Source organism: Glutamicibacter sp. AOP12-B1-11 (assembly GCF_052379245.1).
Lineage (GTDB): Bacteria > Actinomycetota > Actinomycetes > Actinomycetales > Micrococcaceae > Glutamicibacter.
In genome coordinates this window covers 60867-74063 of the sequence record NZ_JBQSYL010000008.1, presented here as the reverse complement: position 1 = coordinate 74063, position 13197 = coordinate 60867, and the positions used below count along the sequence as shown (strand labels likewise).

The window sequence follows — 13197 nt, the reverse complement described above, 5'->3', positions numbered from 1 at the left end:
TCTAGCCGAGAGCGTGGCGGGAATAACCGCACAGCTACCGCGGTTGAGATAAGTGTGACGACGATTGAAGACATTCAGACGCAGCAGACGGCTTGCCCCGGTGTGAGCCGCACCCTGTCCAGCCATCGGGCCAAGCGCGTAGACTCTGTGGTGATGACTGATAACACCGTGGACACGGACTTGCCCGATGTGAGCAAGGAGACCGATCAACAACGTCGCGAGCGCTTCGAACGCGATGCGCTCGGCTATGTCGACCAGCTGTACTCGGCGGCGCTGCGCATGGCGCGCAACCCGTCGGACGCCGAAGATTTGGTTCAGGAGGCCTTCACGAAGGCCTACTCGGCATTCCATCAGTACAAGCCCGGCACGAATCTGAAGGCCTGGCTGTACCGGATTCTGACGAACACCTACATCAACCTGTACCGCAAGCGGCAGCGCGAGCCGCAACGCACCTCCACCGACACGGTCGAGGACTGGCAGATGGCCGCCGCGATGGAGCATTCCTCCACCGGGTTGCGCTCCGCGGAGGCCGAGGCCTTGGACCACCTGCCGGACTCGGATGTGAAGGCTGCGCTGCAGTCCATCGGCGAGGATTTCAGGATGGCTGTCTACTTCGTGGACGTCGAGGGCTTCAGCTACAAGGAAGCGGCCGAAATCCTCGGGGTGCCGATCGGCACGGTGATGTCTCGGTTGCATCGCGGACGCAAGTCGTTGCGTGAACTACTCGCAGATTATGCAGCCGACCGCGGCATCAAGCCGGCGGAGAGCAAAACCAAGGCCACAGCGAAGAAAGCAGAGAAGTAGCGATGGACTGTAACTCATTGGGGGATTGCGCCGATGACCGCATGGTGCGCATCTATGAATACCTAGACGGTGCGTTGACGCTCAATGACCTCAAAGACGTCAAGGCACACCTGGACCACTGCCCGGAATGCACCGAGCAGTACGACCTGGAATGCATTATCCGTTCGGTGGTGCGCCGCAGCTGCCAGGAGCATGCCCCGCAGCAGCTGAAGGCGAATATCATCACGCGTATTTCGCAGATTCGGATCGAATCCGGACACTGATTTTCACGCTTTTGCCGCCGGTGCGAGGCGCAGGCGGCCAAAGGGCATAAGAAAAACCCCGTATCCTTCGAAACTTCGAATGCTACGGGGTTCTTTTTACTCGCATCGCTTAGCTGTTTGGGCGCTTGCCATGGTTGGCACCGCCACGCTTGCGATCTTTACGCTTACGCGAACGCTTCGACATGGTGACTCCTTTGCGCGATCAATATTTCTCTTCCCGATTTCTCGGGTCGGCTAGTAGTCTTTCACACCTTGATGTGATTTCCCTAACCAGAGGCCCGGGCCGCGATTCGCGGTCCGACGGCTTAGCTGGCGTCGGGTTCGGGCAGGTCCAGCCAGGAGTACCAACCGCGGTGCAGCACCAGCCACGCCATCAGCCCATAGCCGGCCTGTCCGGGCACTCCGCCGGAAGCCGTCAGGTCGCTGCGCCACTGCGAATGCGCCCGCAACGGGGTGAAGGTGTCGATGTAGTGGTGGTTGCGGCGCAGGGCCACATCCGAATAGACCCGGTTCAATTCCGCGACACGTTCGTTGCGCGCGTCGTCCAAGCCCGGGGCCGGGCCGACGAGCAAGGCCTTGATGCTCATCTGCGAGGCCGAGTCGAGAATGTTGGCCAGGTTCAGCCGGCTGCGCGCGGTGGTCAGCCCGAGGTCGACGTCGCGATCGGAGAGCGCGATGACCAGGCGGTTTTCTACCTGATCGCCGAAACGGCGGGAGGCTTCCCCCATCCAGCGTTCGGCCAAGGCCTCGGAACCTTCGGCGGGGCTGGCGAGCACGAAGGACTGCAAGCGCAATGCCGGGTCCTGGGTCCGAGCCAGCACGCGGCCGAACCAGCCCAGCGCACGCGGGTCGCCATGTCCTGCAAGTAGCTCATCGCCGATGGCGGTGATGCGGATGGTGCGAAACTCCAACTTGGCGACCTTTCGTTGGGAAATCTGAATCTTTGTCAACCTTAGCAGTGTTGACTTGCCGGATCGGGGAGGACAAGGCGGGTTAAATGCCACAGCCGGCGAACCCGGCTCCGTGTTGACGGGGTCGGGTTCGCCGGCTGTGCGCCGTTCAACCGAGCGTGTCGGCTAGCGGGCGAAGGCCTGCTTCAGCAGCACCGCGGCTTCGGCGTCGTGACGCTTGGCGGTACCGGCAGAGGTCGCGGCCGAGGCCGGACGCGAGACAAGGGTGACCTTCTTCTCCAGCTCCGGGGCGACGTACAGGCCGAAGAACGGCCATGGGCCCTGGTTGGCTGGTTCGTCCTGAACCCACGAAACCGTGGCGTTCGGGTACTTGGCCAGCTCGGCAGCGATCTGCTCGGCCGGAGCCGGGTAGAGCTGCTCGACGCGGACGATCGCGACCTTCTCGTCCTGCGCCTTGGTGCGCGCGGCGAGCAGATCGTAGTACAGGCGACCGGAAACCAGCAGCACCTTCTCCACGGCATCCGCGTTGGCGATCGACTTGTCGCCGATGACCTCCTGGAAGCCGCCGGTGGTGAAGTCCTCCACCGAAGTGGCCGCGGCCTTCAAGCGAAGCAGCTGCTTCGGGGTGAAGACGATCAGCGGCTTGCGTGGCCGGGCGTAGGCCTGGCGGCGCAGCAGGTGGAAGTGGTTGGCACCGTTCGAAGGCTGGGCGACCACCATGTTGTTCTCCGCGCACATCTGCAAGAAGCGTTCGATGCGCGCCGAGGAGTGGTCCGGCCCCTGGCCTTCGTAGCCGTGCGGCAGCAGCATCACCAGGGAGGTGGACTGCGACCACTTCTGCTCGGCCGAGGAGATGAACTCGTCGATCACGGTCTGCGCGCCGTTGACGAAGTCACCGAACTGCGCTTCCCACATCACCAGCGCATCCGGGCGCTCCACCGAGTAGCCGTATTCGAAGCCGAGGGCCGCGTATTCCGAAAGCAGCGAGTCGTAGATCCACAGCGGTGCCTGGCCTTCGCTCAGGTGGTGCAGCGGGTACCACTCGTTGTCGTTCTCGCGGTCGTGGAAGACCGAGTGGCGCTGCACGAAGGTGCCGCGGCGCGAGTCCTGGCCTGCCAGACGAACCGGCACGCCTTCCATGGACAGCGAGCCGAGGGCCGCCAGCTCGGCGAAGCCCCAGTCGATGCCGCCTTCGCGGGACATCTTCTCGCGGCGTTCGAGCAATGCCTTGAGCTTGGTGTGCATGGTGAAGTCTTCGGGCACCGCCAGGTGGGCCGCGCCGATCTTCGCCAGCGTCTGCTCGCTGATCGCCGATCCGCGGGCGCCGTCGACGGTGTTCTCGTCGGCGGCCTGCGCGAAAGGCTTCTCCAGGTCGTTGATGGTCGAACCCGGGGTGATGATCGGGATCGGGGAGGTCTGGGCGGCATGCGTCTCGGAGAAGATGCGCTCCAGGTTCTCCTTGTATTCGGCCAGCACGTTCTCGGCTTCTTCCGCGGTGATGTCCCCGCGGCCGACGAGGGCCTCGGTGTACAGCTTGCGGGTGGAGCGCTTCGCCTCGATCAGGTTGTACATGATCGGCTGGGTCATCGAGGGGTCGTCGCCCTCGTTGTGGCCGCGGCGGCGGTAGCAGATGAGGTCGATGACCACGTCCTTGCCGAACTTCTGGCGGTACTCGAAGGCCATCTGGCCCACGTGCACCACTGCCTCCGGGTCATCCCCGTTGACGTGGAAGATCGGTGCCTGCACGGTGCGTGCCACGTCGGTGGCGTACACCGAAGAGCGCGAAGAACTCGGAGCGGTGGTGAAGCCGATCTGGTTGTTCACGATCACGTGCACGGTGCCGCCGGTCTTGTAGCCGGGCAGCTGGCTCATCGCGAGCACCTCGGAGACGACGCCCTGGCCGGCGAAGGCCGCATCGCCGTGCACCAGGATCGGCAGCACGTTGTTCTTCGAGCCCATGCGGTCCAGCTTCGCGCGGGTGATGCCCTCGAGCACCGGATCCACGGCTTCCAGGTGCGACGGGTTGGCCGCCAGGTAGACCTTGGTGGCGTTGCCGGCGTCCGAGGTGTAGGAGCCCTCGGTGCCCAGGTGGTACTTCACGTCGCCCGAACCCTGGACGGAGCCCGGGGTTGCGGTGCCTTCGAATTCGCGGAAGACCTGTGCGTAGGTCTTGCCGGCGATGTTTGTCAGCACGTTCAAGCGGCCGCGGTGCGCCATGCCGATGGCCACCTCGTCCAGCTGCTCGTCGGCGGCGTCGGAGATGATCGCGTCGAGCAATGGAATCAGCGACTCACCGCCCTCCAGGGAGAAGCGCTTCTGGCCGACGAACTTGGTCTGCAAGAAGGTTTCGAAGGCCTCGGCGGCGTTCAGCTTGCTCAGGATGCGCAGCTGCTCGTCGCGGGTCGGCTTCGCGTAGCCGGACTCCAGCTTCGCCTGGAACCACTCGCGCTCTTCCGGGTTCTGCAGGTGCATGTACTCGGTGCCGGTGGTGCGGCAGTAGGCGTCGCGCAGGATGCCCAGCACGTCGCGCAGCAGCGCGCGGTTCTTGCCGCCCAGCCCGCCGGCAACCCATTCGCGATCCAGATCCCACAGGGTCAGCCCATAGGTCTGGATGTCCAGGTCCGGGTGCTTGCGCTGGACGTATTCCAGCGGGTTGGTATCGGCCATCAGGTGGCCGCGCACGCGGTAGGAGTTGATCAGGTGCTGGATGCGCGCGACCTTGTTGACCGCCAGGTCGACGTCGACCTGGTTGTCGATGGCCCAGCGCACCGGCTCGTAAGGGATGCGCAGCTGCTCGAAGATCTCATCGTAGAAGCCCTGCTCGCCGAGCAGCAGTGCCTCGACCAGCTTCAGGAATTCGCCCGAACCGGCACCCTGGATGACGCGGTGGTCATAGGTGGAAGTCAGCGTGATGTGCTTGCCGATGCCGAGGGACGCGACGGTCTTCTCGGATGATCCGCGGTACTCGGCCGGGTATTCCAGCGCGCCGACACCGATGATCGCTGCCTGGCCCTTGGACAGGCGCGGCACCGAGTGCACGGTGCCGATGCCACCGGGGTTGGTCAGCGACACGGTGGTGCCGGAGTAATCGTCGGCGGTCAGCTTGTTGTTGCGGGCCCGCTTGATCAGGTCCTCGTAGGTGGCCCAGAACTCGTTGAAGCTCAGGGTCTCGGCGACCTTGATATTCGGGACCGCGAGCATGCGCGAGCCGTCCGGCTTTGGCATGTCGATCGCGATGCCGAAGTTCACGTGAGCCGGCTGGACGGCGGTCGGCTTCTTGTCGATCACATCGTAGGTGACGTTCATCGACGGGATCTGCTTCAGCGCGCGAATCACGGCGAAGCCGATCAGGTGGGTGAAGGAGATCTTGCCGCCGCGGGCGCGCTTGAGGTGGTTGTTGATGACGATGCGGTTATCGATCATCACCTTGGCCGGAACCGCGCGCACGGTGGTGGCGGTCGGCACGGTGAGGGAAGCATCCATATTGGTTGCGATGGCCTTCATTGGCCCGCGCAACGGGGTGCGCTTCTCCTCGCCGTACAGCCCGGTGGAAGGCGTTGCCTTCGGAGCCTGGGCCGGAATCGGAGCAGTCTTCGGCGCTGCTTCCTTTGCTGCTGGTTCGGCTTTGGCCGCGGCCGGCGCGGGAGCCGATTCGGTGCTGCGCGCCTCGGCCGCGGCGCGTGGTGCGCCCTGGCCGTTGGCTGCAGGAGCAGGTTTCGCCGCCGCTGCCGCCGCCGGCGGCGCGCTCGGCGCGGCCTTGGCCGCGGATGCTGCCGGTGCTGCCGGTGCGTTGTTTTCGGTGGTGAGGGACTCGAAAATGTCCCACCATTTCTTATCGACCGAGTTCTTATCGACGAGATACTGCTGGTACAGCTCGTCTACTAGCCACTCGTTTCCACCAAACTCTTCAGTAAGTCGGTGGTGTGCTTGCTCTGGCACGTGCAACGCCTCTTCCCTGATTTCTACGTTGTTCTAGCTTGAGCCGGTGGTAGCCCGAGGACGTGAATAATGGCCACCGATACTCACAAGATTTCTAGACCTGCGCCCCAGTCTAGTGACTTTTCCAAGGGATTTGCCACGAGTCGTCGGGAATCTCACGAAAGTGGCGCTTAACACTGCCCATTTAGCTTGTTTCCCGTACCGCTGGTCGTGCGTGCGTGGCTATTGTGCGCGAAGCGGGTTCATTGGATAGAATGAATCGCACTATGGAATCTCATTCTCCTAGCCGGACCGCCGCCCGCGGGCGCAGTGCCGGCCACCTTTGCCATCGTCCGGAAGGCTCCGCCTCCCAATTGGAGCCTTCTAGTTGCCGCTTACGGCAACATAGACGCAATTTAACCCATTCACCCCGGGGGCGTGGTTAGCCGCCCATGGAATGGATCTACATACTTTTCGGCCTGCTGCTGATTCTGGGCACAGGCTTCTTCGTGGCCGTGGAATTCTCCCTCGTTGCCCTCGACAAGAGCACCGTTCAACAGGCCATCGATCGCGGCGAACGCGGTTCCAAGGCGCTGTTGCAGTGCTTGACCTCGCTGTCCACCCAGCTTTCCAGCTGCCAGCTGGGCATCACCCTGACCACCTTGCTCACCGGCTATGTGCTCGAACCGGCGATGAGCAAGCTCCTGGCTCCGGTGCTCGAGAACATCGGCGTGGTGGGAGCCAGCTCCAAGGCCATCTCGGTGGTCATCTCCATGGTGATCGCCACGCTGCTCTCGATGCTGATCGGCGAGCTGGTGCCCAAGAACCTGGCCATCGCGAAGGCCATGGCCGTGGGCAAGGCGCTGGCCCGCCCGCAGCTGATCTTCACCGCCATCTTCAAGCCCGCCATTGTGCTGCTCAACGGCTTTTCGAACTCGGTGCTGCGCAAATTCTTCGGGCTGGAGGCCAAGGAAGAAATTTCGGCCGCCCGCAGCGCCCAGGAGCTCGCCTCGCTGGTGCGCCGTTCGGCGGAACTCGGCACGCTGGACATCCAAACCGCGCGCTTCGTGGAATCGACCATCGAATTCTCCGAACGCACCGCGGCCGATGTGATGACCCCGCGCACCTCGATGTCCACCATCGAGTCCGAGGCGGCACTATCCGAACTGATCCTGATGAGCGCGGACACCGGGTTCTCCCGGTTCCCGGTCACCGAGGGATCGAGCGATGACATCCAGGGCATCTGCCATGTCAAGGCCGTGGTCTCGGTGCCGCGCGAACGCCGCGCGGCGCTGCAGGTCGGCGAATTTGCGCGCGATGCGCTCTACGTGCCGGAAACCATCCACCTCGACGTGCTGCTCGAGCAGCTGCGCGCCGCGGAATTCCAGGTGGCCATCGTGATGGACGAGTACGGCGGAACCGCCGGGCTGGTCACCCTGGAAGATCTGGTCGAAGAGATCGTCGGAGAGGTCTCCGATGAGCACGACGAGGACGAGGAAGAGGCGGTCACCCAGCCGGACGGCAAATGGCTGTTCCCCGGCATGTACCGCCCGGACCAGGTCAACGAACACTTCGCGAGCGATATCATCGCCGACGATTCGGCCTACGACACCATCGGCGGGTTCATGCTCTCCGAGCTGGGGCGTTTGGCCGAACTGAACGATGCGGTGCAAACCGAGGCGGGAATTTTCACGGTGACCGAGCTCGATGGCCGCCGGATCGCCCAGGTGCGCTTCGAACCTGCCACGCACACCAAGGAGGAGTCCAATGAGTGATTTCATCGGGCTGGCCTGGCTGGTCGTGCTGCTGGCGGTCAATGCATTTTTCGTCGCCGGCGAATTTGCGGTGATGTCCGCGCGCCGCTCGCAGATCGAGCCGCTGGCCGACGAGGGAAACAAGCGGGCGAAGATCGCGCTGTATGCGATGGAGCACGTCTCCATCATGCTCGCGGTCTGCCAGCTGGGCATCACCGTCTGCTCGCTGCTGATCCTGAACATCTCCGAACCGGCGCTGCACCACCTGCTGGAGGTGCCGATGACGGCGCTGGGCATGCCGGAGCAGATCGCGGACACCGCCGCCTTCCTCATCGCGCTGGTGCTGGTGACCTTCCTGCACGTGACCTTCGGCGAAATGGTGCCGAAGAACATCTCGGTCTCCGTCGCCGACAAGGCGGTGCTGGTGCTGGCCATGCCGCTGGTGGGCGTGGCCAAGGTGCTCAAGCCGATCATCTCGATGCTCAACGGCGCGGCGAACCTGTTCCTGAAGCTCTTCGGCGTCGAGCCGCAGGACGAGGTGACCAGTTCCTACACCGCAGCGGAGGTCCGCTCGATCATCGACACCTCCTCCCAGGAGGGCACGTTGCGCAACGAGCATGCGCTGCGGCTGACCAAGGCGCTGGAATTCTCCACCGTCACGGCCGCCTCCTGCATGGTTCAGGTCGATGACCTGTTCACCCTGGAGTGGGGGCAGACCACCGCGCGCGAATTCGAGAAGAAGGTCGGCAAGACCGGCTACTCGCGCATGCTGATCACCCGCGACGAGGTGCCGGTGGGCTACTGGCATGTCAAGGACGTGATGCTGATCGACGACGCGCACTCCACCGCGCCGCTGCGCGACCTGCCGCTGCACCCGCTGGGCGTGGTCAAGCAGGACGCGGAAATCGAGGAGGCGCTGGAGAGCATGCGCCAGGAGGGCAACCACCTCTCGGCCGTGGTCGACGAGGCGGGGCACACCATCGGCGTGCTGTTCCTGGAGGACATCATCGAGGTGCTGGTCGGCGAGATCAGCGACTCGACGCAGAAGCGCCACGCTCCACCGAGCAAGGCGAACGGCAATTAGTCTCACAGCCAAACGCGTAATGCGAACCAGTCGCAACTGGTAGGATTGACTGCGGCACCGCTTCAGCGGTGCCGCAGTCTTCTTTAAGCGCGAAAGCCGGTTCATGAGCACATCCCCGATTGTCACCTTCGACGCCGCACGCCTGGCCTTCGGGTCCCGGGTGCTGTGGGAGGGGCTGGACCTGCAAGTGCAGCCCGGGGAGTTCTTGGCGGTGCTCGGGCCCAACGGCTCGGGCAAAACCAGCTTTATCAACACCATGCTCGGCACCACGGCCCTGAACGCCGGTACCGTGTCCATCGCCGGGGACCCGGTGCGCCGCGGCTCGGAGCTGGTGGGCCTGATCCCGCAGCAGCGCCCCTTCGGCGACAACGTGCCCCTGCGCGCCCGCGACCTGGTGGCCCTGGGCGTGGACGGCAACCGCCCCGGCATCCGGCTGGCCCGCCGAAAGGTTCACGCGAAGGTGGACGAACTGCTCGAGCTGGTCGGCGCGCAGGACTACGCGCACCGCCCGGTCTCCGATCTTTCCGGCGGCGAACAGCAGCGGCTGCGCGCCGCGCAAGCGCTCGCGGGGGATCCGCGGGTGCTGCTCTGCGACGAGCCGCTGCTCTCCCTGGACCTGCACCACCAGCAGGCGATCAGCGAGGTGATCCACCGCCAGGCCGTGCAGCACGGGGCCGCGGTCATCTTCGTCACCCACGAGATCAACCCGATCCTGCCCTATGTGGACCGGGTGCTCTACCTGGCCGAGGGCAAATTCCACCTGGGCAGCGTCGACGAAGTGATGCGCTCCGAGGTGCTGAGCGCGCTCTACGGCGCCCCGGTGCAGGTGTTGCGCGTCAACGGGCGGATCGTGGTGCTCAGCGGCGACGGGAACCGGGCGCTGCCGCCGGACGGGCATGAGCACCCCGAAGACCACGCACTAGAGACCGGAAGGTAGGCGCGCGATGAATTTCGCAGACTTCCTGGAGCGCACGCTGAATTTTGATGACTACGCGCAGCTGCTGCCGCTGGTGACCAACTCGCTGATCGCCGGGGCGGCGCTGGGCATCGTCGGCGGGCTGATCGGCATCTTCATCATGATGCGCGATATGGCCTTCGCGGTGCACGGCATCGCCGAACTCTCCTTCGCCGGGGCGGCCTTTGCGCTGCTCATCGGCGTGGATGTGGTCACCGGCTCGGTGTTCGGCTCGCTGGTCGCGGCGCTGGTGCTCGGCGTGCTGGGCACCCGGGCCAAGGACCGCAACTCCATCACCGGGGTGCTGATGCCCTTCGGCCTGGGGCTCGGGATCCTGTTCCTCTCGCTCTACGAGGGGCGCAGCGCCAATAAGTTCGGCCTGCTCACCGGGCAGATCGTCGCGGTGGACGATGTGCAGCTTTCCGGCATGCTGGCCCTTTGCGCGGTGGTGGTGCTCGCGCTGCTGGTCGTCTGGCGGCCGCTGACCTTCGCCTCGGTGGACCCGGTGCTGGCCAACGCCCGCGGGGTGCGCACCGGCGGGCTGTCGATAATCTTCATGGTGATCCTCGCCCTGGCGGTGGCCGTCGCCATCCAGGTGGTCGGCGCGCTGCTGGTGCTGGCGCTGCTGATCACCCCGGCCGCCGCGGCCCTGCGGATCAGCTCCAACCCCGGGCTCACGGTGTTCCTGGCGATTCTCTTCGCCGAAATTTCGGTGCTCGGCGGGATCCTGCTGGCGCTGGCCGGCTCGCTGCCTATCAGCCCGTATGTGACCACCATATCCTTCGTGATCTACCTGGTCTGCCGGGGGATCGAGGCGCTGCGCTCCCCGCGCAAGCACCTGGTCTAGCCGAGCGGCCCAACGGCCCGCTCGGCGCAGCGCGAAGGCCGCCCACCGTAAATGGGGGCGGCCTTCGCCTTTGGGGTTCGATGGAGCCGTTCAGCTGGCCTTGCGGCGGCACTCTTCGCAGAGCCCGTAGATTTCCACGGTGTGCTCCGGGTCGGTGAAGCCGTTTTCCTGCGCGACGCGCGCGGCCCAGCGCTCCACCGCCGGGGCGAGCACCTCCACGGTCTTCGAGCACACCCGGCAGACCAAGTGGTGGTGGTGCACCTCGGTGAGGCACTGGCGGAAGCGCGCCTCGCCGTCGCCGCTGCGCAGCACGTCCACCAGCCCGTCGTCGGCCATGGACTGCAAGAGCCGGTAGACGGTGGCCAGCGAGACCTTCTTCTGCGTATCCACCAGCCAGCGGTGCAGTTCCTGGGCGGTCGCAAAATCATCGACCTCGCCCAAGGCCTCGGCCACCGCGAGCCGCTGCTTGGTCACGCGGGTTTCTGGCTGCACCATCGACTTGCACCATTCCTTCTGAAAAGCTGTTTCGGGCGAAACGCGTTCGGCCCCGTTCCACCCAATTTTAGCCAACTTTTCGGCCGAGTGCGTGTCAGTGGCTGGCCGAGGGCGCGCCGTCGGCCTAGGCTGAAGCTATGCGCATCACATTACGCGGGCATTCCTGCTTGGAAGCCACCACCATCGACGGTTCGCTGCTGCTGGATCCGGGCAGCTTTTCGCAGCTGGACGGGGCCTTCGCCGGCATCAGCGCCGTGCTGCTCACCCACCAGCACCCCGACCATGCGGACCAGCGCCAGATCCTCGCCGCGGTGCAGGACAGCTCGCTGCTGCGCGTGTATGCCCCCGATGCGCTGGCCCGGATCCTGCGCGAGCAGCTGCCGGCGCCCAAGCGGGCGCAGATCATCACCGTGGCGCCGGGGGAGGACTTCGTGGTCGGCGGCATCCGGGTGCGCACCTTCGGCGGAACCCACGCCACCATCCACGGCTCGATCGAGCTGGTGGCCAACGTCGGCTACCTGCTGGGCGACGAACAGCTCTTCCACCCGGGAGACAGCTACCAGGTGCCGATCGGCATCCGCCCGCAGGTACTGCTGCTGCCGCTGATGGCCCCGTGGGCGAGGATCGGGCAGACCATGGACTTCGCCACCGCGCTGAACGCGCCGGTCTGGGTGCCGATCCACGACGGGCTGCTCAACGAACGCGGACTGAACCTCTTCGACACCATGCTCGGCGCCCGCGCCGAAGCCAACGGCAGCCTGCTGCGCCGGCTGGAGGCGGGCACCACCTACCTGCTCGACGAGCTGGCCGAAGGCAGCGGGCAGAATTCCGGAACACCGGCGGGAGACCGAAAATGAACACGCTGATCAGCGCCGCGGAACTCGCCGCCAAGCTAGCCGATGAAAGCCTGGTGCTGCTCGATGTGCGCTGGGTGCTCGGCCGCGACGACGGGCAGGAGCACTACGCCGCCGGGCATATCCCCGGCGCGGTGTTCGTCGAGATGGAAACCGAGCTTTCGGGGGCGACCGGAGCGCATACCGGCCGCCACCCGCTGCCCGAACCGGCCGACTTCGAGGCCGCCGCGCGCCGCTGGGGGATCGGAGCGGATTCCTTCGTCGTCGCCTACGACGATTCCGGGGCGCTGGCCGCCGCCCGCGCCTGGTGGCTGCTGCGCCACGCCGGCTTTGAGAACGTGGCCGTGCTCGACGGGGGACTGGATGCGTGGAAGGAACGCGGCGGCCACCTGGCCACCGGGATCGAGACCAGGGAGCCGTCGGAGGTGGCGCTGAGCTGGGGCGGGATGCCGGTGCTCGAATACCAGGAGCTGGCCAGCTACTCCGGCACGCTCATCGACTCGCGCGCCACCGCCCGCTACCTGGGCATCCAGGAGCCGATCGACCCGGTAGCCGGGCATATCCCCGGGGCGCGCAACCGGCCGACCACCGACAACCTCGACGCGCAGGCCAAATTCTTTTCCGCCGAGCGGCTCGCGGCGGCCTTCGCCAAAATCGCGCCGGAAAACCTTCCGCTGGCGGCCTATTGCGGCTCCGGGATCACCGCCGCCCACCAGGTGCTCGCCGCCGAGCACGCGGGCCGCACGGCCGCCCTCTACCCGGGCAGCTGGTCGCAATACTGCTCCTACCCGCAGTCTCCGATCGCCACGAGCGATGAACAACACCGCCACTAACCGAGCCGAGAAAGGCCGCCATGAGCACGCTCTTCACCAAAATTATCGACGGCGAGATCCCCGGACGCTTCATCTGGTCCGATGAGAGCTGCGTCGCGTTCCTGTCCATCGGACCGCTGACCGACGGGCACACCCTGGTGGTCCCGCGCGCGGAGATCGACGAATTCACCGACGCCGACGAGGCGCTGCTCAGCCACCTGAACCTGGTGGCCGCGAAGATCGGCCGCGCGCAGAAACGCGCCTTCAACGCGCAGCGCGCCGGGCTGATGATCGCCGGTTTTGAGGTGCCGCACCTGCATGTGCATGTCTGGCCGACGAACTCGCTGGCCGATTTTGACCTGTCCAACGCGATGCTGAACCCGGAGGCGGCACGCATGGACGCGAGCGCGGCCAAGCTGCGTGCGGCCCTGCGCGAAGACGGGCACAGCGAATTTGTGCCCGCCGATTGAGCCTGCGCGGTTCATCCGCTACCAGTCGCT

At 65.4% G+C, this 13197-nt stretch carries 13 protein-coding genes; 9 read left to right on the top strand and 4 right to left on the bottom strand.

Features of this window, described 5'->3' with window-relative positions; genetic code table 11:
• The first annotated feature begins 153 nt into the window (after positions 1–153).
• Together ACT3UQ_RS06465 and rsrA are read left to right on the top strand one after the other, a co-directional pair.
• The gene (locus ACT3UQ_RS06465) at positions 154–804 is read left to right on the top strand and encodes a sigma-70 family RNA polymerase sigma factor (RefSeq protein WP_096284260.1); all 651 of its coding nucleotides are present in this window, start codon (positions 154–156) and stop codon (positions 802–804) included.
• A 2-nt stretch (positions 805–806) separates the two neighbouring features.
• Complete coding sequence (gene rsrA / locus ACT3UQ_RS06460) at positions 807–1067, top strand: mycothiol system anti-sigma-R factor (protein ID WP_096283949.1); 261 nt, start codon at positions 807–809, stop codon at positions 1065–1067.
• Between the two features lie 109 nt (positions 1068–1176).
• On the opposite strand, the gene ACT3UQ_RS06455 is transcribed toward rsrA, so the two are convergent.
• The 3 genes from ACT3UQ_RS06455 to ACT3UQ_RS06445 form a co-directional block, all read right to left on the bottom strand.
• Positions 1177–1251: a 50S ribosomal protein bL37 gene (locus tag ACT3UQ_RS06455; protein ID WP_374954809.1), complete on the bottom strand. Its 75-nt coding sequence runs from the start codon at positions 1249–1251 to the stop codon at positions 1177–1179.
• A 121-nt stretch (positions 1252–1372) separates the two neighbouring features.
• Positions 1373–1978: a GDSL-type esterase/lipase family protein gene (locus tag ACT3UQ_RS06450; RefSeq protein ID WP_105554291.1), complete on the bottom strand. Its 606-nt coding sequence runs from the start codon at positions 1976–1978 to the stop codon at positions 1373–1375.
• A gap of 165 nt (positions 1979–2143) precedes the next feature.
• Positions 2144–5917 carry a multifunctional oxoglutarate decarboxylase/oxoglutarate dehydrogenase thiamine pyrophosphate-binding subunit/dihydrolipoyllysine-residue succinyltransferase subunit gene (locus ACT3UQ_RS06445; RefSeq protein WP_444636726.1) on the bottom strand — a complete coding sequence of 1258 codons (3774 nt, stop codon included), beginning with the start codon at positions 5915–5917 and terminating at the stop codon, positions 2144–2146.
• Positions 5918–6348: 431 nt separating this feature from the next.
• Here ACT3UQ_RS06445 and ACT3UQ_RS06440 point away from each other — a divergent pair, with 431 nt between their 5' ends.
• The 4 genes from ACT3UQ_RS06440 (at position 6349) to ACT3UQ_RS06425 (ending at position 10536) form a co-directional block, all read left to right on the top strand.
• Positions 6349–7671, top strand: coding sequence for a hemolysin family protein (locus ACT3UQ_RS06440; RefSeq protein WP_105554289.1), 1323 nt, complete (start codon positions 6349–6351; stop codon positions 7669–7671).
• The gene (locus tag ACT3UQ_RS06435) at positions 7664–8734 is read left to right on the top strand and encodes a hemolysin family protein (RefSeq protein ID WP_096283941.1); all 1071 of its coding nucleotides are present in this window, start codon (positions 7664–7666) and stop codon (positions 8732–8734) included. The genes ACT3UQ_RS06440 and ACT3UQ_RS06435 overlap by 8 nt, the downstream gene beginning before the upstream one ends.
• A gap of 103 nt (positions 8735–8837) precedes the next feature.
• Entirely contained in the window at positions 8838–9671 is an 834-nt protein-coding gene (locus tag ACT3UQ_RS06430) for a metal ABC transporter ATP-binding protein (RefSeq protein ID WP_444636724.1), read from the top strand.
• Between the two features lie 7 nt (positions 9672–9678).
• Positions 9679–10536, top strand: coding sequence for a metal ABC transporter permease (locus ACT3UQ_RS06425; RefSeq protein ID WP_105554286.1), 858 nt, complete (start codon positions 9679–9681; stop codon positions 10534–10536).
• 90 nt (positions 10537–10626) lie between these two features.
• Here the strand turns inward: ACT3UQ_RS06425 and ACT3UQ_RS06420 are convergent, their stop codons facing one another.
• Positions 10627–11031 (bottom strand): Fur family transcriptional regulator, encoded by a 405-nt coding sequence (locus tag ACT3UQ_RS06420; protein ID WP_096283935.1) that lies wholly within the window; start codon positions 11029–11031, stop codon positions 10627–10629.
• A gap of 137 nt (positions 11032–11168) precedes the next feature.
• Between ACT3UQ_RS06420 and ACT3UQ_RS06415 the strand changes: the two genes are divergently transcribed.
• The 3 genes from ACT3UQ_RS06415 to ACT3UQ_RS06405 are packed head-to-tail and all read left to right on the top strand — an operon-like array spanning position 11169 to position 13167.
• Positions 11169–11888, top strand: coding sequence for an MBL fold metallo-hydrolase (locus ACT3UQ_RS06415; RefSeq protein ID WP_444636722.1), 720 nt, complete (start codon positions 11169–11171; stop codon positions 11886–11888).
• Entirely contained in the window at positions 11885–12718 is an 834-nt protein-coding gene (locus ACT3UQ_RS06410; RefSeq protein WP_444636720.1) for a sulfurtransferase, read from the top strand. The genes ACT3UQ_RS06415 and ACT3UQ_RS06410 overlap by 4 nt, the downstream gene beginning before the upstream one ends.
• Positions 12719–12738: 20 nt before the next feature.
• Positions 12739–13167, top strand: a complete 429-nt coding sequence (locus tag ACT3UQ_RS06405; protein ID WP_105554283.1) for an HIT family protein — start codon at positions 12739–12741, stop codon at positions 13165–13167.
• Positions 13168–13197: the final 30 nt, after the last annotated feature.